An 18,046-nucleotide genomic window follows, 5' to 3' on the forward strand; every position below is an offset into this window, starting at 1 on the left:
TAGAAAGTGCCCTAGCCTAAATATTTAAATATATGGATAAACACACTTTCTATTCTGGAAATAAACGAGGGAGTTAGAATTGGTAGTTAAATTCGATACGGTGATCACCATCACCGAAATTAACGTGATCATTCCAGTTTGCAAAGTAACGAATATTTGCGCGAGGATTAATTTGATAAGACAACGCAAACTCATGAGCCAAGATATTATCTTCACCCGCGTAATAAGTATCTTTATATTGACTAGACCCTGACAATGTATGCATATACATTGGGTTGTAGTTAATCCAGATTTTATCGGTTAATTCAATTTTTGAGTACATACCGACAACGGTGAAAGTACCTGGAATTTCATAACCTTTGTCATCACCACTAAAATCATTAGCAATAGTGACACCCGCACCAGCTAAAGGAAATAGCTGCAACATACCAAACTTAGGTAGACCTTGAATAAAGCTATAAGATGCATCTAATTTATCGTTATCAACGTCGTAGTTTACATCTAATTGACGGCCTAGACCTTTTGCGACTTCTACTTGGAAATTACGTAGTCGGAAAGAGTCAATGCTGTCATCAACGTTGCCATATATTGGATCGTCATTGTCGCGAATGCCAAATAGCTCACCACCAATGCCTTTCATTTCAATGATGTTCATCGCCATGGTACCAGGCTGGCTAGATTGGTAAGTTTGACCGATTTTGATGTTCGCGCCTTTATCAGTAATACCAAAGCCAGCTTGGGTGTATACCGCAAGTGGGTCAGACATATCTTGTAGTTCTTCGTTATTGTTTGTCTGCGCATAGGCAGAAGACGCGAGTTGTAGGGCTGCAACCATAATGGCAACAGACGGTTTCACTAAATTCATAAAACTGTATCCATTTTAATGATTATAAAATTATTCACGTCATGAGGTCATCATAAATAGCAAGCAACACAACTCGCTTTGGATAACATAAATTATCAAAGCAAATTCAATAATGACGAAACATTCGACGTTTTAATTAAAATAAAATAAAGCATCGTAAAAGTTCAATCACCGCTACTTATATCTTATATAACTTGAAATTTGGTAATAACAATGAAGAAGGAAATATTAAAACTTATGAAAATTCAATTATCATTAGAACGAATGATTAATCAATTTTACCATATAAATAGAGAGTGCAATGGATTTAGGTGATCGCGATCAATGTTTCATTTCGATCGTACAACACTCTTCAGATTAATTAGAACATTATAATAATTTTAAAAACCTTAGTTTGATTAGCCTAGCATCAGATTAGAATAGTAGGCCTATAATAAATAAAAAGGGAATCACTCTCTGTGATTCCCTTTTATTATCGAGCGATAAGGCGCCGATGCGTTTCGATAACTAAAACGCAAACAATTCGCACTATTGCAGTTTCTCTATTCCCATATTGAACAGTGCAAAACTATAAATATCTGCATTTGTCTCAATTATTTTACGCGTTGGTGTGCCTGCACCATGTCCTGCATTGGTTTCGATGCGAATTAAGGTCGGATTTGAACCCGCTTGCTTCGATTGCAACTCAGCAGCAAATTTGTATGAGTGAGCAGGAACAACACGGTCATCATGATCACCGGTTGTAATCAATGTTGCTGGATATTCCACCCCTGCTTTTACATTGTGCACCGGCGAATAACTTTTCAGATATTGGAACATCTCTTTACTTTGCTCTGCCGTGCCGTAGTCATACGCCCAACCAGCACCTGCGGTAAAAGTATGGTAACGCAGCATATCCAGTACACCGACTGCTGGCAGCGCCACTTTAAACAGCTCTGGACGTTGCGTCATAACGGCCCCCACTAACAAGCCACCATTCGATCCACCGTTAATGGCTAACTTGTTTGATGACGTTACCTCTTCATCAATTAGGAATTCAGCCGCAGCAATAAAGTCATCAAACACATTTTGCTTTTGCATTTGAATGCCAGCGTTGTGCCACTCTTTACCATACTCCCCACCACCACGAATGTTCGCTACCGCGTAAACACCACCAAGCTCTAACCAAGCCGCACGTGTCGGGCTAAAAGATGGCGTGAGGCTAATGTTGAAACCGCCATAACCATATAGAATGGTTGGTGCGCTGCCGTCCATCGGAGTCCCCTTTTTATAGGTGATGATCATCGGCACTTTTGTTCCGTCTTTTGAGGTGTAAAACACCTGGCGAGATTCATATAAAGCTGGATCAAATGGCGCTTTAGATTTGTAGTACACCTCGCTATCACCATCTTTGATGTTCAGACGATAGGTAGTGCTTGGCATCTTGTAGTTGGTGAAAGAGTAGTAGACTTCGGTTTCTTCTTTTTTCCCCGAGAAACCGTATGCGCTGCCAATATCAGGCAATTTGATTTCTCGGATGAGTTTGCCGTTCATGTCGTATTGCTTCACCATCGAGATCGCATCAACAATATAGCTCGCAAACAAATTGCCACCCGCGGTAGAAACACGTAACACGTTCTTTGTTTCAGGAATCACATCTTTCCAGTTTTTGGGCTGCGGCTGACTTGCATCCACCGTCACGACGCGTTTGTTCGGCGCATTAAGGTTCGTAACCAAGTACAGTTTCGTGCCTTGGTTGTCTATCACCCAAGTATCAGAACTGGTGTTATCTAAAATGGTTTTCAGCGGGCTATTTGGCTTACTCAGGTCTTTAAAGAACAGTTTGTTGCCCGACGTCGATACGCTGGCTGAGATAAACAAGTAGCGTTCATCTTCCGACGTGTAACCCCCAACGTAGCGATACTTTTCGTCCTTTACACCACCGAAAATTAATTGGTCTTCACTTTGTTTCGTCCCTAGCTTATGAAAGTAGAGCTTGTGTTGATCTGTCTTCGCGGAGAGTTCACTCCCCTGTGGCTTGTCATAACTCGAGTAATAGAAACCTTGATTGCCGAGCCAACTGATGCCGCTGAACTTAATATCCACCAGCGTTTCACCGACGGGCTTTTTGGTTTCTGTGTCTAACACAATGACTTTGCGCCAATCGCTACCGCCTTCCGAAATACTGTATGCGACCAAAGAACCGTCTCGTGAAAAGCTCACTCCCGCTAACGATGTGGTGCCATCCTCACTAAAAGTATTTGGATCGAGGACAATTTCTGCGTCACCATCACCTAACTGCCGATAAAGCACATCTTGGTTTTGTAACCCGTCATTTTTGTAGAAATAAGTGAACTTACCCTCTTTGAACGGTTGGCTTTGCTTTTCGTAGTCCATGAGCTTAGTGATGCGCTCTTCAATCTGCTCGCGGTAAGGGATTTTCGACAGATAATCAAACGTCACTGCATTTTGTGCCTTCACCCATTCTGCGGTTTCTGGGCTGAGATCGTCTTCCAACCAGCGATAAGGATCACTCACTTTTGTACCAAAGTAGTCATCGACAACATCCACTTTTTGTGTGGTTGGATACGTGATGGTTTTCGGGGTTACCTGTTCAACCGACGATTGCGCCGCTTCATTTGCATACGCCACAGACAACACACTTCCGAGTGCGAGAGCCGTTGTGAGTGCTAGGGTGTTCTTTTTCATGAAATTCCTTTTTATTTTTCTGTTGTCTTTTTGTGCAATACATCAGAACTCTACTATATATCGACAAAATGAATCTAATTTCATTAAACGAGTTGTGAAAGCCATCCTAACTCCCTCATTTCCTTCCAGTTCTACAAACTAGTAAGTGGAAGTGTAGAACTTGGGAACAATACTGAAGAGCCACGATGGCGTTTACTCTCTTTCGTCTAAGTCAGCTCGATTTGGCGCAAAACCCCAGACTCAGAAGCGAAATCTTGGTCGTGACTAATCAGAACAAATCCACCTTTGTATACATTTAACGCCTGACTAAGCATTATTTTTGACTCGAGGTCGAGATGGTTATCTGGTTCATCAAGCAGCAGCAAAGGCTGAGAATTTTGGTGGCTGACTATCAGCATCGCGAGCTTCATCTTCTCGCCACCGCTCAGTAGGCGCCCCAATCGAAACACTGCATCTCGACGAAAACCGATCCCGGCCAATAAGGTCCTCGCTTCACTTTCCGTCATCTCTTGGCAGCTCTCCATTACGTTCTCAAGTAACGAAAGATTTGGATTCACTGCACCAAAATGTTGGTCGAGATAATACAAAGGCGTATTCACTTGCAACTCACCACTCTGCAACGATAACTCGCCAAGCAACGTCTTTAACAAGGTTGATTTTCCGCAGCCATTTCTCCCTTTGAGATGGACTTTGTCGTTCGCAAAAATCTGCAACGTGATAGGCGTAGAATTCCCAAAAGGTAATATACCTTCTTGTATCGACAACACTTTTCGCGAACGGTTCGGATTATCTGTAAGATAAAGCTTTTGCGCCTTGAGTTGCTCATGTCGCGATTGCAACGCCTGTTCTTTGGCTTGTAAATGCGCTTGTCTGAGTTGCTCATTCTTATTGCGATTTGAAGCGCTGGCGGTCGCGCTATCCTTTTTTCCATCAAGCAAAATTTTGGGCTGACTGCCGTCTTTGCGCAGTTTGTTCCCTTGCGCGGCGCGTTGGTCTGCTTTTTCGCGATTTTTCTGGGCTTGCTCGGCTAACCGTTTTTTCTGTTTATCGACTTGCGCTAACTGCCTCTCGACCGCTTGCAGTTCAGTGCGTTTTTTCTCGGCGTACACATCGTAATTTCCACCAAAAGCCTGTAAACCTAGGCCCGATAGCTCCCAAATTTCCTCCATCTCTCGCAGCAGCTCACGATCGTGACTGATGAGTAAAATCGCACCGCTGAAATGCGTCATAGACTCTATCAGCCATTGTTTCGCCTCGGTATCGAGGTGATTGGATGGCTCATCGAGAATCAAAAGATCCGTTTCGTTTTCAAATAACTGCCATAACTGCAAACGCGCCAACTGACCACCACTGAGCCGAGCACAAGAGAAATCAGGGTCTTGCGGCAAGCCCATCGCAGCAAGCTGCTGTTTGAGTTTCAGTTCAATATCCCACTGTTCGCCAACCAGTTCGAACCAATGCTCAGAAACATCACCTTGTTCAATCTGCTTCAAAGCATGTAAGGCCGAGTCTGTTCCCAGAAATTGGGCGATCGATTGCTGACCTGAAAGCAGATCAGAGGGCTGCTGGCGATACATCATGAAAGAAGAGGGAGCAGTCACAACACCGCTGGCAGGCTGAGTTTCGCCCGCCAAAATGGAAGCCAAAAGCGACTTGCCGATGCCATTGCGCCCAACCAAACCAACACGTCGTTTAGTCATGGAACAAGAAATAGACTGGAATAGCGTATCGCCATTATCAAACTGATGGCTAACATTAAAAGCTTGTAAAACTGGCATAATTTGCCTCCTGTATGACAGGGACAACAGCCGTAGCTATGATTTGAGATTGCAACAAAACGCGTGCACAAACGCATTAAGCTCTATGTAAAGCTCGACGATATACGTCAAATCAAAAAGTCGTCTTGTTGCAAAGAAATATCGGAAAGTGAGCTACGCCTACTAACCCTGCAGATCCAAAAAATAAGTAAAAATATGGATGACAGGTTTAGTTCTTCATGTTGGCGTAATCTCCTAGAGAAATGATGCGTAGAGTGTAGCTGCTTTTTTGTTCAAAAAGCAAGCTTTCTAACCAAATGTGAACAAAAAGAAAATTTCACAGTAAGTTGTTATATCACATTAACTTTTTAACAAGTCTTTGAACAATTTCGAGATCTTAGCAACACAATTTTTATCCAAGCCATACTATGCTTAGGGTAAAGATAATCCACATAAGGGCGTGGTTATGAAATACAAACATATCCTTGTTGCACTCGAACTGTCAGATGAAAGCACCGTGCTTATCGACAGAGCGGTATCAATGGCAAACTATCTCGACTCCGATATCTCCTTTATTCATATTGATGGTACGCACGGAGAAATCTATCGTGAGCTTGTAGACATTAAAGAAAACCCGGATCAAAGGCCGTTGAATGAGCATTCAATGGAATGTTTAAAAACATTTAGTGATTACATGGACTACCCACTTAAACACTTCTTTGTAGGTACGGGTGATTTGGCTGATAAATTGGAAGTCACCATTAAAGAGCAAGAAGTGGATCTGCTGATTTGTGGTCACCACCAAGATTTCTGGAGCAAGATCATTTCTTACTCCAGACACTTAATTAACAAGTCACCGGTGGATATTCTAGTCGTCCCTATTCATGATTAGTAAAACGTAACGCTTCCCAAAACCACCAATTTATTTGGTGGTTTTTTATTGATATTGAAACAGCTTAAACAGTTTTCCAAACTAGCTTGGCGATCATTTATGAGTTACATTTTCTAACCAACCCGCGCTCCTACTGGGCATGGTTATTTAGATAGCAAGGATCCCTATGGCAAATAAAAAAGTACTCATTCTCTTTGCTCATCCTTCCCAGCATCGTTCAGAAGTGAATACTCCACTTTTCAAAGAAGCTCAAAAAATTGAAGGCGTGACATGTGTTGATCTCTATGGCGAATACCCTCGTTTCGATATTAATATCGACCGTGAGCAGCAACGCTTACGTGAGCATGACGTGGTGATTTTCCAATTCCCACTATATTGGTATTCAACGCCTGCGATTTTAAAAGAGTGGCAAGATCTGGTTTTGGAATATGGCTTTGCTTACGGTACAGATGGCACAGCACTGCAAGGTAAGACCATGCTTTGTGTGCTGTCTGCAGGGGGTAAAGAAGAAGCTTATAAGGCAGAGGGCTACAACCACTTTACGATTCGTCAACTGCTTGCGCCTATTGAACAAATGTCCGCACTGACAGGCATGAACTACATTGCCCCTCTCGCGATGTTTGGCGCACGTACAGCAGATGAAGAAGGGCGAATCCCTCGTCATGTTGAGCGGTACAAGAGCCTGCTAGCAGCTTTAGTCGAAGATAGGTTGGATGTTGAAGCTGCGGCGTCATTAATCAAGCTTAACAGCGCATTGCCAGAGCTCATTAAGGAGGCTTCATGACAGGGATATTCTTACAAGCCTTCGTATATTTGATTGCTGCTGTAATTGCAGTCCCACTTGCTAAGCGTTTGGGACTTGGGTCCGTTTTAGGCTATCTCATCGCAGGTGTGGTCATTGGCCCAATTATCGGTTTAGTCGGTGAAGAAACAACAACAATCCAGCACTTTGCCGAGTTTGGCGTGGTGATGATGCTGTTTCTCGTTGGTTTAGAGCTCGAACCCAAAATGTTGTGGGCGATGCGCAATCGCTTAATGGGTTTAGGAGGTCTGCAAGTCGGCGGTACCGTCGCGGCGATTATGGGTATTGCCTTGTATTTTGACCAGCCTTGGACCATAGCCTTAGCCATAGGTTTGATCTTCGCCCTCTCTTCTACTGCGATTGTTTTGCAAACTTTTAGCGAAAAAGGATTAACGAAGACGGAAGGTGGACAAAACGCTTTCTCCGTGTTGCTTTTTCAAGATATTGCAGTGATACCAATGTTGGCGTTCATTCCTCTATTGGCCTTACCTGAATTAATTGAACAGGCACAGTCCGCGGCTCAAACAGCCGCAGCGCACCATGAAGAATTAAGCCTCGTTGCGGGGTTGCCAGGCTGGGCATACGGCATCGTAATCACAGCATCGATTGCAATCGTCGTCGTTGGTGGACACTTTTTAAGTCGACCTCTGCTCAATTATGTGGCTAGCTCTGGTTTGCGAGAAATCTTTACCGCAACTGCACTCATGCTTGTCATTGGTATCGCTGCACTGATGAGTTTAGTGGGCTTATCTCCTGCCTTAGGAACCTTCTTGGCTGGCGTTGTATTGGCGAACAGTGAATTCCGCCACGAGTTAGAATCCAATATCGAACCATTTAAAGGCCTATTGTTAGGTCTGTTCTTTATTACCGTTGGCGCAGGGATCAACTTCTCGGTCCTTTTTGGTGATTTCTGGTTGGTCATGGCATTGACCATTGGCGTGATGGTTTTGAAAGCCTTGGTGCTGTTTATTCTTGCACTGATATTTAGGGTGAAAGGAAGCAACCGCTGGCTGTTTACCCTAAGCTTGGCTCAAGCAGGTGAATTCGGCTTTGTGCTTCTAAGCTTTTCAGTGCAAAACCACGTCATCCCATTTGAACTTTCACAAACTCTTGCGTTAGTGGTTGCGATTTCGATGTTCCTGACACCAGGTTTGTTTATTCTGTTTGATAGAGTGATTCTGCCGCGCTTTGAAAGCCAGTCAAATGAACGCGAAAGCGATACGATTGAGGAAACAGGCACGGTGATCATCGCCGGCATCGGCCGCTTTGGACAAATAGTGAATCGCCTATTGGTATCAAACGGCGTGACTACCGTGGTACTTGACCATCAATCTGACCAAATCGATAACATGCGCCAAATTGGCACTCGCGCCTATTTTGGCGACGCGACTCGACCAGATATGCTACATACAGCCGGCATTGAGCACGCCGCTGCTTTGGTTGTGGCGATTGATAACCAAGAATCGAGTGTAGAACTGGTGAAGTACGTTAAGCACACGTACCCAAAAGTAACAGTGATTGCACGTGCCTTTGACCGTGGACATGGCTATCTTTTGCGTCAAGCGGGGGCTGATATTATTGAATCAGAGACCTACCATTCTGCATTGGAGATGGGCGGTCACACAATGAAAGCCCTTGGCATTCACCCCTTCTTTGTTGAACAACAGAAGGCGACATATAAGCGTGTTGAAGCACGTAAGTCAGAAATACTTTACAAAGCTTGGGAGGATGATTCTGAAGGTGAACGCTATGACAACAATTTCCGACAACTGTTTATTCAGTTAGAGGAGAAAATGGCGGAAGAGATGCAAAAAGATCGTCATGACAAACTATCGCGGTCAGAACGTGGTTGGACACCGCCACCTAAAGGTTACGCCGATGATTTTAATGAAGATAACGTCCAAGAGCTAACACCACCAAGAGAAGAGCCTATCCAACGATAACGCACTCCATATTAAAAACCTCCCACTTGGGAGGTTTTTATTTTTTCAGTACAGAGCCACACGCCGTGCAGGATAAAATGATCTTCTCGATATTACATAAGATCATTCATTAAAATCTCATACTCTTCGTTTGCTTCTTCCACTAAATGAGAAAGCTCTAACGCATCAGTAACTGCAAGATTGAACTGCCACGGAGTTGTGTCTTCTTTACCACAGATTCGAGTTTCACACCCACGACTCTCAAAAGACAAATCATCAAACTCTGTGGTGTGGCGCTCTTGAAGTTCAACAATCTCAACTTCTAATTTACCAACAGGGTTGACTTTAACGTGGGCATGTAAATCCGAACTGTTAGACAAACAATAATCTCTATGAACCGCAATCATGGCCGCCTCCTTGGTCTGCCAACTGACAACTCAACATTGAGTGTAGACGAGGGATTTTGAACGTGGCGTGAAATAATAATGAAGATTGATCTGTCTCATTAGAACAGACAATTGTTGTCATGAAGGCATGAGCCAGCATGAATCTCATCTGGTTTAAATTGTTCTGAGATCGTAATAGTTGGCATTTACCGAGACTTTCCCTATTATCGAAATAAAATTACTGTGGTCATTCTTTAGAGGTCAGTATGGAGCTTGAAGCCGTTGCTAAAGCACTAAAAGAGTTAGGGCATCCGACTCGTTTAAGTATTTACAAAGAAGTCGTCAAAGCGGGATACAAAGGTATCGCGGTAGGCGGCGTACAAGAAAAGCTAGGCATTCCAGCATCCACTCTCTCTCATCATATCTCGAGCCTTGCTTCAGCCGGTCTTCTCACCCAGCGCCGTGAGGGTAGAACCCTTTTTTGTGTTGCAGAATATCAGTGCTTAGATGACGTAATTGGTTTTTTAAAAGCAGAATGTTGCGTTAACGAGTGCTCATAAATTTCTAGCAAAAACGAGAGAGTTTGAGTTTATATTGAACTTCAGCAGAACGTGAATGACGATGAAAAACATACACACCGAAGTTGCTAACCTCGGTGTGTACATCTTCTACTTCGCGACGAGTAACATCGACGACTTAGATGGTACGATTAACTTACCGTCAGTTGGAATGATTTGTTCTGTCATCAAATCAACCCAATTACCATCGATTTTTAATGTCAAAGACTGTTGACGCTGTGATTTATTAAGCACCACAATACCTTTGTCACCTCGCTTCAGTACGAGCATGTCATCGTTACCTTCAAGAACACTCATCGGCTCGCCATGCGTCATATTATGGAACTGGATCATTTTTGCCATTCTCGGATCGCTCCATGCACCTTGCCATCTTGGCTGACCATTTTTACCTTTAATACCGCTGGTGTTTAAGTCGGTATAAATCAACGGCACACCACCATCTCGGCCTAGAATATAGGCATAAGCTAACCATTCGTTCTCCTCGTCCATGATGAGATCAAGAAAGACATCATTGTTAGGAATATCATGTGTGATAGCAAATGTAATCGCACGACCGGGGGACAGAGCCTGACCAAAACAATAGGGATCAATCAGAGACTTGAAGCTGCCCTTTTTAGCAAACGCCTTAAACATGGTTGAGAACAAAGGGAAATCGTAAGCACCTAGGCGAGTTTCCTGTAGATACGGCTCAAGAAACAGCTGATACTCTTCTTCCGTCGCACCGCCATCGGTAATAATTTCACCAAATATATGCACATCCCGCGTGATGTCGTCTGTCCAAACACGCTTAAGATGCTCTAACGTCATGTGTTTCGCAGCGTCAATACGAAAACCTTTCACACCAATAGCTTTCAGCGCCTTTAGGTACGCTCGCTGCTGCTCAACGACATGGTCACAAACACGAAGAGTTGGCAAGCCAGGGTCGGTTGGCCCACCTGTGATACGTCCGTTTTGAACCTGCCACTTATCTTTCCAGTCTTTGATGCCGAATGCTTCAACAAAGTCCTCTTCATCAAAAAGTGGTTGAGATAGATCGCCAAACAACGCTAGCGACTGATATTTCTGTTTGTCGTTCTGGTATTCCTCCAAGACCTCTTGTCTTGGGTACTGAAGGTCTCTGCGAAGGTGGGCCTCATTTGCCATATGGTTAAACACTACGTCGGCATAAACCCACACACCAACTTGCTCCAGTTCACGAACCATATGAATAAAATCTTTGGTATCACCCAAGGCATTATCGATAACACGATAATCTTGTGGTTGATAACGCTGCCACCAGCGCTCATCGTGTGCGCTTTTCATTGGTGGCGAAACCAACACAGAGCCATAACCAAGCTCGCGGATTTCTTTTGCTCGTTGGGCAATGTCAGCATACTTCCAATCAAACGCATGTAAGATAACGTTTGCACCGAATGATTGTGTTTCCTGTGAGCCACTCATGTTGTTCTCCTGCTCGTTTCCACTCACGATTACTTGTTTGCATTTTTTGTGAGTGAATTCAATAATCGAAATTATAAAAGCTATTCATCAGAGGCACTCACCCTTTTAGCACTAACTCAAGGCTGAAATCGAAGGCGTAGCGACTCATCCATTGCACAGCGATAAATCGTTCTGAGTGAATAACGGGCACACAACATACACCCCAAACAGCCCCAAAAAAAACACTAAGCCATTGTTTTATTTAACAAAAATCTCAATTGAAAAAGATAAAATATAAGACCTACGTACGCCCTAAAATAGGCCCAAAGGATAAAAATAGCCAAGCCAACCCGTTGAGTAATCAATTGTTAATAAAACGAAACTGGCAGATGGATCACGTTTGGCGCGTTTCAAAAATCCAGTAAATCACCATACCTAGCGTTAAAAGACTAAAGATTTCTGTTTGTATCTGTCCCGAAATGACTTCAAAATGCGAAACTTAGCTTATCTCTATGGGGTATGCTCTACCTTGGAGGATAATAATGAATATCAAAGAATTTTCTGACCTCGTCGGGCTATCTGCTCATACTCTTCGATACTATGAAAAAATCGGTTTACTTAAACATGTCCATAGAAACGCGAGTGGACATCGAATGTATAGTTCGAAAGATCTAAACTGGATAAGCTTTGTTAAGCGTTTAAAAGAAACTGCAATGCCACTTGAAGAGATTCTAGAGTATGCCAAATTAAGGGAAGTCGGCTCTCAATCTGTACCACAACGTCAAGCCCTGTTAGAACAACACCAAGAAAACCTCAAACGCCACATTGAGCAACAGAAAAAGCACTTATCGGCTCTAGAAGAAAAAATTGCCTTGTATAAAAGCGGAAAAGTTCGTTGACTTAGAGTTAACTCTAACGATTAAGGTGTGTTTACGTTTATTCACTAGGAACATACCGATGGAACAATCACGCTTTAACAAAGGATTAGAACTACTCTCTCAAATTGATGGCGACGCTGGTCATAATGTCATCGAAACCTTACAAGATATTTGTCCAGATTTAGCTCAGTACACCATTGAGTATCCGTTTGGCGATATTTATGCTCGCCCGGGCTTAGACCTAAAATCGAGAGAAATCGCAACCGTCGCCGCGCTAACGGCAATGGGGAATTGCGCGCCGCAACTAAAAGTGCACTTAAATGCAGCGCTGAATGTAGGCTGTAGCGAGGATGAGATTAAAGAGATCATTTTGCAGATGTCCGTCTACGCAGGTTTTCCCGCGGCATTAAACGGCATGTTTGCATTCAAAGAAGTGCTAGCGGAAAGAGCAGAGTAATAACGACGTTGAAATCAATTTAACCGCAATTAAAAACGGCCCTTGGGGTTCGGGCCGTGATTAAAACAACGAGTGAATTAGCGCTCAGGAGTTTCAAGCAGTTTAACCGCGCAATCTACCGCGTTGTTAATGCCTTGACTGCTCTCCAACTTGCCTGAACTTGCAGGACCAAGGGCACAAGAATACAAAGCCAGCTGCTTATCGAACGGCAGATCCAACTGTTCATAGAGATTTTGTCGGATTCTTGCATGTTGTTCTGGTTCTTGGTTAGCAAGGCTAATCAACGTTTCATAAATAAGCGTTTTCATGTCTTTCCCTTTTCACTTTATTGCACGGGGTGCATATATATTGTATCCATTTGGGAAGCACAAATCAGAAGCTAGGTCACAGAACGCGTCGCTAAAAAAGTTTATGTACTCGGTAAATTGCAATACAAACTTAAAGTCGTTTAGAAAAAGGGCAACTGATAACTCGATAGATCAGCCGATTAACTAGCATTCGCCGCTGTTTGTTTATAATCGTGTCCGATATAAACAAAAACGTCGCTGTATCAGCGACGTTTTATCTCGACTTTAGTTAATCGAATTTTTTTAGTTGAAGTGCACTAGCATTTCAACGTCATCGCCTTGCTCTGGAGCCTGAAGAGCGAAGTGCACGTACCCTGCTTCAGTAACAGGAATCGCAAGGTATTCATTGCTGCCTGCATAGTTGGACGCATACTCGTGCTGCTCTACTGTAGGCCAATGCTCCCTACTCGCGTATAGATCGACATTACCAGTTTGAGAGTGAGCCGTTAGCCATACACGAACCTCTTCAACACCTTCAGGCACATAAACTGCTGCATAACGCTGCTTGTGAACGGTAAGCATTTTGGCTTCACCAGACTCTAATACCACAGGTGCTAAATCATCTTGCACTTGGGTTGGCGGTGTTTGCGCTTCCACTTCTAACGCAGCCACAAGATTCACTGAGTCATAGCTATCACGTCCAGTTAAGCTGATGTAGTAACGACCCGCTTTAACGTAACCATCTTGCTCTGGTTCAAACACAATCTCTTCATTGCTGCCATCAGCATATTGACTCATTTCGAAATCATAGTAATGCGCGACTTTGTTGTAGCTCATGTAAAGATCCGCATCACCCGCACCCTCAATAGATACATTGAAGTTAACGGTGTTGGCTGGAACATCAACGTAGAACAGTTTTTCGCTGTATGCTTCGCCACTGAGCTGAAGGCTTTGGTTCGCCGTCAATTCAGTCACTTGTGCTTCAGGGCTTGTTGGCTCTGTTGGCTCTTCTGGGTCTGTATCAGGTTGCTCAGGTTCCACTTTTAATGTGTCCAACCAACGTTCAAACTCAGCATCGTATTGTTGACCTAAAGACGTCACCTGCTGTGCCCATTGTTCGAACTGGCCAGAGCGCGACAATGCCAACAAGCTTTCGACGTCTTGTGGATGATTTTCTAACATGAATCGAACAGCTAGATAACCCCAACGATAGATACGATTGGTATCGTGAGAGTACGTGGTATCAAACACAGTGGAAAGGCTAAGTTTACCATCTGCAATCAGCTCAATCGCAGCTTGGTAACCTTGCTTGTAATGCATGTATTCAGCAAAACCTTCTAGCCACCAAACAATATGACCATGAGCCAAGTTATCGCTGAACGAACCGTATTGGTTAAATCGTGCATCTAAATAGTGCGTGTATTCATGTTCTAGGTTCAAGATAGAGAGATCTTCACCATTCGCGTAGCGATAAGCGACGAAACGCGCAGTATTTTCCGCTTTTGAAGGGTCACCTTCTAGGTACTGACCACCGTTGTCCGTTGTATTACCAAATAGGAATGAAGAGTAATCAACGTAACTAGCGTTACTCGCGAATACCGCCACTTCAACACGATCATTCAAATCATCAGCGACAGGTTGATTACCCGTATTCGCAACTCGATGGAAGTCGGCTTCTTTTGCCGCTAGCACTTCACACGCTTTCGCTGCTTGAGCATCGGTCAGATCTTCAGAGCGAATAATGGCAGGTCCCTGACATTCAAAACGATTTGGCATTACACGTGCAGCTAAATCTTGCTTGGCTTGCTCAATATTCAGACCATTTAGGCCTTCTGGTGCGTAGTAGCTCATCATTTCAACGGCAGCAAGCCATAGTTTGTCATGCTCACTACCCAGTGGATAACGCTGCATCACCTGTTGCATTACTGCCAATGCTTTGCGTTTGGTCTCCTGATCTGGGCTCGCGAGCAAACGACCAGTTTCACGTAATGCATTGAAAACGATAAAGCTTGCATCCGTATCTAATGCCCAAGCATTATCAGATGCGAATTTCACCAACGTATCAATATGGTGTGTATTGTTTGCCATGTATCGGTAGAACGCATCGTTCGCCGCATGGCCTGCCATAGAGCGGAACAAGTTGTTTAAACCATCAACCCATTGCGTGTCCTGCGCGGTTTCACGATTAAAGTGCATCAACGCGGCCATCATGCTATCCATGGTCAGCGGCAACTGCTTAACGTTATCAACCATCAAAGTCAGGCTCTTCATTGCACCAACTTGTTCACGACCTTGATCCAAAGCATGAGGGTTGTTTAGGAATAGGTTCGTCGACTGAGCAAAACGCTGACTCAACGCTTGCGAAAACTCGGGTGTACCAGTACCAGCGTTGTAGCGAACGTAGTAGGCCGCTCGAATAAATTCGCCTAGGTTCTCTAGAATACGAGCTTGATCTGCTTCACCACGATAGCGAGCGATTTCTTGATCCAGCGCGACTTGGATACGGCTTAGGCTCGCTTCACTATAGATATCATTCAGCGTTTCTGAAGGTGCTGAAAACCAAGCGTGGTAGCAATCATACTCAGCACCAGAAACGGCAGTAGCCAGATCTCGCGATTGTTGTAAATCAGCAACAGCACACTGATTTTGTGCAAAAGAGAAGCCAGACACACTCGCTAGCATACAAGCAAGCGCCAAACGATGGCGCGGGAAAAAACGGATATGAGACATAACAACACTCATTGATTATTAACATACATTGAGTGGGGGTTTATATTCTTTACAGCTCAAACAGTGAAATCAGTGTCATAAAATTTATGAAACCGCTCCCAAAAATAGGTCTTTTACTCTAATTAAATGGGAGCAATCCCACTCCCAAAAAACTCACAATTATCAATAAAAACATTAATTTACCTTTTTCTAAATAACGACTTTATGAGGAAAATTGCCCTTAAACGCCCCCCTTAACTCTTCCAGATAGAGTTCACGACAATCAAAGGTTCTAAATTAAATTTTGATGCTTGATACCATCTATTTTTATTTGTGACTCATTCCCAATAAGTCATAGAGTGCATATCAAAAGGTTGGCATTAATGGTAAATTCTCCGCCAAATCAAACACATTTACTCCTCCAGTCATTGATGAGTGAATAAAGCAGATATTTGGCTAGGGATAATACATGTCACTTTGGGGATTTTTGGGAGCGGGGATTGCCTACTTCATGACAACGTTTGCCTTTGTTTTTGGCGGCATTTTTTGGTTATGTGCTGAAGGTAATACATTAAGAGAAACAAAGCGCCAATCATCAATAATGTCCGGGGTTATTGCTTGTACTATTGGAACTTGGGTGCTTGCTTTTGGTGTTTACGTTTACGGTTACTTTTGGGATAACTCTTCTCACTATTATTTTTATTTGCTCGCTCCATGGGGACTTGCCATTTTTGGGGTAAAACTTCGTAACCGCTGGGTTAAGCAATACGCGCGTGTAAAACACGCAAAAGAAGAACAGTGGCAAAAGCGCTGGCGAGAATTATTAGGGGAAGATACTGAAGAGCTTCAACCATATACACATGATTACGAGCTCTACTCGGGCATTTGGCAAGCCAATGAAGCGCTCCAAGAACAGTGTTTTGCAGCCCTTCCTCACGGGAAAGCAGTCTACGAGAGAGTGAAAGCCTTCCAAACGATGGCCTCCCCCGCTGGTGACATAAACAATCAAGTTTTGCTGAGTAAACTCGATCAACTAGAGGATGAAATCATTCAAGTTCTTGAGCAACACTCGCAAAAGAAAGTAAGCATTGAAACTGGCGCAGGTACTTTACACAAAGAGTCAAAACGCAATGTTTATCACCATGAGAATGGCCCAACAGAAGAGCAACTGTACGACTCAATCAACCTCCAACATGATTTGGATCGAGAGCTACGCAACATTATCTATGATCGGCTCGGTTACGATGGCGAAGATGAGTACTTTTTCCTCCAAGCGCCACTCGAAGAGCTTACCGAGAATGAAACCGCAATCAACTGGATGCTCTGGGGGTTAGTAAGCGACCATTTTGCTGTTGACCCATACCAAACGGCGTTGGATCTCAGCCTAATGAATGCGGAACCAAGATGGGGGCAAAATGAACGGTTTGTAATGATTACGGCTCAATAAACGCAAGTACTAAGTCTAACTTTAATATAACCTATTCTGAGACCACCCTCGCGTTGGTTAACTTAGCCAGTAAGCGGCCAACGCGATCGCGCATTTCACGTCTATCGACAATCATATCTAGCGCACCATGCGCTAGTAAAAATTCACTTCGCTGAAACTCGTCTGGTAACTTTTCACGTACCGTTTGCTCAATGACACGTCTTCCCGCAAAGCCAATACTTGCTTTAGGTTCACCAATATTGATGTCTCCTAACATGGCTAAACTCGCCGAGACGCCACCATAAGTTTGGTCCGTCAATACTGAGATATAGGGTAATCTGTGCTCAGATAAGTGGTTTAACGCGGCGCTGGTTTTTGACATTTGCATTAGTGCCACCAAAGACTCTTGCATGCGCGCCCCTCCGCAAGCGGAAAAACATACTAACCCAGATTTTGTATTAATTGCGCTTTCAATTGCTCGGACAAACTTCTCGCCAACCACTGCGCCCATCGAGCCTGCCATGAAAGAGAATTCGAATGCACACGCAACAACAGGCAGCCCCAATAACTTGCCCTGCATCACCACCAACGCATCTTTTTCTCCAGTCGTTTTCTGCGCTAAAGCAATTCGCTCTTTATATCGCTTTAAGTCTTTAAAACCCAAAATATCTTGTGGCTCCAACTCACTTGCCAACTCTTGTTGTGTTCCATGGTCCAGAAAAGAGATCAACCTTTGACGCGCAGCCATTCTCATGTGATATGAGCATTTAGGGCATACTTCCAAATTTTCTTTTAACGCGGCACGATAAAGTATTTGTTCACACTCAGGACACTTTGTCCAAACGCCCTCAGGGATAGACGCTTTGCGCGAACCTATTATATTTTTATTCTCAAATAACCGTTCTAACCAGCTCATAAATTCACCACTATTGATTACGTTCTAGCGCGATATCTCGTTGTTTGTTCGCTTAAACTTGTAA

General features: G+C 43.7%; 15 protein-coding genes. 7 read left to right on the forward strand and 8 right to left on the reverse strand.

Annotation, left to right across the window (positions count from 1 at the left end; genetic code table 11):
• Positions 1 to 73: 73 nt before the first annotated feature.
• From R7E42_RS03965 to R7E42_RS03975, 3 genes are all read right to left on the reverse strand, one after another.
• Positions 74 to 865, reverse strand: a complete 792-nt coding sequence (locus R7E42_RS03965) for a hypothetical protein (RefSeq protein ID WP_213873891.1) — start codon at positions 863 to 865, stop codon at positions 74 to 76.
• 528 nt (positions 866 to 1,393) lie between these two features.
• A complete protein-coding gene (locus R7E42_RS03970; RefSeq protein WP_318072372.1) occupies positions 1,394 to 3,553 on the reverse strand; it encodes a prolyl oligopeptidase family serine peptidase in 2,160 nt (719 codons plus the stop codon).
• 206 nt (positions 3,554 to 3,759) lie between these two features.
• Positions 3,760 to 5,331: an ATP-binding cassette domain-containing protein gene (locus tag R7E42_RS03975; RefSeq protein WP_213969317.1), complete on the reverse strand. Its 1,572-nt coding sequence runs from the start codon at positions 5,329 to 5,331 to the stop codon at positions 3,760 to 3,762.
• 445 nt (positions 5,332 to 5,776) lie between these two features.
• On the opposite strand from R7E42_RS03975, the gene R7E42_RS03980 reads away from it, so the two are divergent.
• The 3 genes from R7E42_RS03980 to R7E42_RS03990 all read left to right on the forward strand — a co-directional run bounded on the left by R7E42_RS03980 (position 5,777) and on the right by R7E42_RS03990 (position 8,947).
• The gene (locus tag R7E42_RS03980) at positions 5,777 to 6,202 is read left to right on the forward strand and encodes a universal stress protein (protein WP_005375398.1); all 426 of its coding nucleotides are present in this window, start codon (positions 5,777 to 5,779) and stop codon (positions 6,200 to 6,202) included.
• Positions 6,203 to 6,368: 166 nt separating this feature from the next.
• Positions 6,369 to 6,986: an NAD(P)H-dependent oxidoreductase gene (locus R7E42_RS03985; RefSeq protein ID WP_213969316.1), complete on the forward strand. Its 618-nt coding sequence runs from the start codon at positions 6,369 to 6,371 to the stop codon at positions 6,984 to 6,986.
• Complete coding sequence (locus R7E42_RS03990; RefSeq protein ID WP_213969315.1) at positions 6,983 to 8,947, forward strand: monovalent cation:proton antiporter-2 (CPA2) family protein; 1,965 nt, start codon at positions 6,983 to 6,985, stop codon at positions 8,945 to 8,947. The genes R7E42_RS03985 and R7E42_RS03990 overlap by 4 nt, the downstream gene beginning before the upstream one ends.
• 92 nt (positions 8,948 to 9,039) lie before the next feature.
• On the opposite strand, the gene R7E42_RS03995 is transcribed toward R7E42_RS03990, so the two are convergent.
• Positions 9,040 to 9,333: a hypothetical protein gene (locus tag R7E42_RS03995; protein ID WP_005392536.1), complete on the reverse strand. Its 294-nt coding sequence runs from the start codon at positions 9,331 to 9,333 to the stop codon at positions 9,040 to 9,042.
• Between the two features lie 245 nt (positions 9,334 to 9,578).
• Here R7E42_RS03995 and R7E42_RS04000 point away from each other — a divergent pair, with 245 nt between their 5' ends.
• Positions 9,579 to 9,872 (forward strand): ArsR/SmtB family transcription factor, encoded by a 294-nt coding sequence (locus R7E42_RS04000; protein WP_005375388.1) that lies wholly within the window; start codon positions 9,579 to 9,581, stop codon positions 9,870 to 9,872.
• A 108-nt stretch (positions 9,873 to 9,980) separates the two neighbouring features.
• Here the strand turns inward: R7E42_RS04000 and R7E42_RS04005 are convergent, their stop codons facing one another.
• Positions 9,981 to 11,330, reverse strand: coding sequence for an alpha-amylase family protein (locus tag R7E42_RS04005; protein WP_033906794.1), 1,350 nt, complete (start codon positions 11,328 to 11,330; stop codon positions 9,981 to 9,983).
• 521 nt (positions 11,331 to 11,851) lie between these two features.
• Here R7E42_RS04005 and R7E42_RS04010 point away from each other — a divergent pair.
• Entirely contained in the window at positions 11,852 to 12,208 is a 357-nt protein-coding gene (locus tag R7E42_RS04010; RefSeq protein ID WP_005375386.1) for a MerR family transcriptional regulator, read from the forward strand.
• Between the two features lie 58 nt (positions 12,209 to 12,266).
• Entirely contained in the window at positions 12,267 to 12,644 is a 378-nt protein-coding gene (locus R7E42_RS04015; protein WP_005375385.1) for a carboxymuconolactone decarboxylase family protein, read from the forward strand.
• A 77-nt stretch (positions 12,645 to 12,721) separates the two neighbouring features.
• Here R7E42_RS04015 and R7E42_RS04020 read toward each other — a convergent pair whose 3' ends face one another.
• Complete coding sequence (locus tag R7E42_RS04020) at positions 12,722 to 12,952, reverse strand: PAS factor family protein (RefSeq protein WP_005375384.1); 231 nt, start codon at positions 12,950 to 12,952, stop codon at positions 12,722 to 12,724.
• A gap of 282 nt (positions 12,953 to 13,234) precedes the next feature.
• Positions 13,235 to 15,661: a M9 family metallopeptidase gene (locus R7E42_RS04025; protein ID WP_213969313.1), complete on the reverse strand. Its 2,427-nt coding sequence runs from the start codon at positions 15,659 to 15,661 to the stop codon at positions 13,235 to 13,237.
• A 448-nt stretch (positions 15,662 to 16,109) separates the two neighbouring features.
• On the opposite strand from R7E42_RS04025, the gene R7E42_RS04030 reads away from it, so the two are divergent.
• Positions 16,110 to 17,087 (forward strand): hypothetical protein, encoded by a 978-nt coding sequence (locus R7E42_RS04030; RefSeq protein WP_005385090.1) that lies wholly within the window; start codon positions 16,110 to 16,112, stop codon positions 17,085 to 17,087.
• Between the two features lie 31 nt (positions 17,088 to 17,118).
• Here the strand turns inward: R7E42_RS04030 and accD are convergent, their stop codons facing one another.
• Positions 17,119 to 17,982, reverse strand: a complete 864-nt coding sequence (accD, locus tag R7E42_RS04035) for an acetyl-CoA carboxylase, carboxyltransferase subunit beta (protein WP_005385089.1) — start codon at positions 17,980 to 17,982, stop codon at positions 17,119 to 17,121.
• Between the last annotated feature and the right edge of the window lie 64 nt (positions 17,983 to 18,046).

Origin of the sequence: Vibrio sp. Vb1337 (assembly GCF_033338715.1) — a bacterium.
Lineage (GTDB): Bacteria > Pseudomonadota > Gammaproteobacteria > Enterobacterales > Vibrionaceae > Vibrio > Vibrio alginolyticus.

Coding starts and splice junctions, on each gene's coding strand:
- R7E42_RS03965 (WP_213873891.1), bottom strand. CDS start 865: ATGAATTTAGTGAAACCGTCTGTTGCCATTATGGTTGCAGCCCTACAA.
- R7E42_RS03970 (WP_318072372.1), bottom strand. CDS start 3,553: ATGAAAAAGAACACCCTAGCACTCACAACGGCTCTCGCACTCGGAAGT.
- R7E42_RS03975 (WP_213969317.1), bottom strand. CDS start 5,331: ATGCCAGTTTTACAAGCTTTTAATGTTAGCCATCAGTTTGATAATGGC.
- R7E42_RS03980 (WP_005375398.1), top strand. CDS start 5,777: ATGAAATACAAACATATCCTTGTTGCACTCGAACTGTCAGATGAAAGC.
- R7E42_RS03985 (WP_213969316.1), top strand. CDS start 6,369: ATGGCAAATAAAAAAGTACTCATTCTCTTTGCTCATCCTTCCCAGCAT.
- R7E42_RS03990 (WP_213969315.1), top strand. CDS start 6,983: ATGACAGGGATATTCTTACAAGCCTTCGTATATTTGATTGCTGCTGTA.
- R7E42_RS03995 (WP_005392536.1), bottom strand. CDS start 9,333: ATGATTGCGGTTCATAGAGATTATTGTTTGTCTAACAGTTCGGATTTA.
- R7E42_RS04000 (WP_005375388.1), top strand. CDS start 9,579: ATGGAGCTTGAAGCCGTTGCTAAAGCACTAAAAGAGTTAGGGCATCCG.
- R7E42_RS04005 (WP_033906794.1), bottom strand. CDS start 11,330: ATGAGTGGCTCACAGGAAACACAATCATTCGGTGCAAACGTTATCTTA.
- R7E42_RS04010 (WP_005375386.1), top strand. CDS start 11,852: ATGAATATCAAAGAATTTTCTGACCTCGTCGGGCTATCTGCTCATACT.
- R7E42_RS04015 (WP_005375385.1), top strand. CDS start 12,267: ATGGAACAATCACGCTTTAACAAAGGATTAGAACTACTCTCTCAAATT.
- R7E42_RS04020 (WP_005375384.1), bottom strand. CDS start 12,952: ATGAAAACGCTTATTTATGAAACGTTGATTAGCCTTGCTAACCAAGAA.
- R7E42_RS04025 (WP_213969313.1), bottom strand. CDS start 15,661: ATGTCTCATATCCGTTTTTTCCCGCGCCATCGTTTGGCGCTTGCTTGT.
- R7E42_RS04030 (WP_005385090.1), top strand. CDS start 16,110: ATGTCACTTTGGGGATTTTTGGGAGCGGGGATTGCCTACTTCATGACA.
- accD (WP_005385089.1), bottom strand. CDS start 17,982: ATGAGCTGGTTAGAACGGTTATTTGAGAATAAAAATATAATAGGTTCG.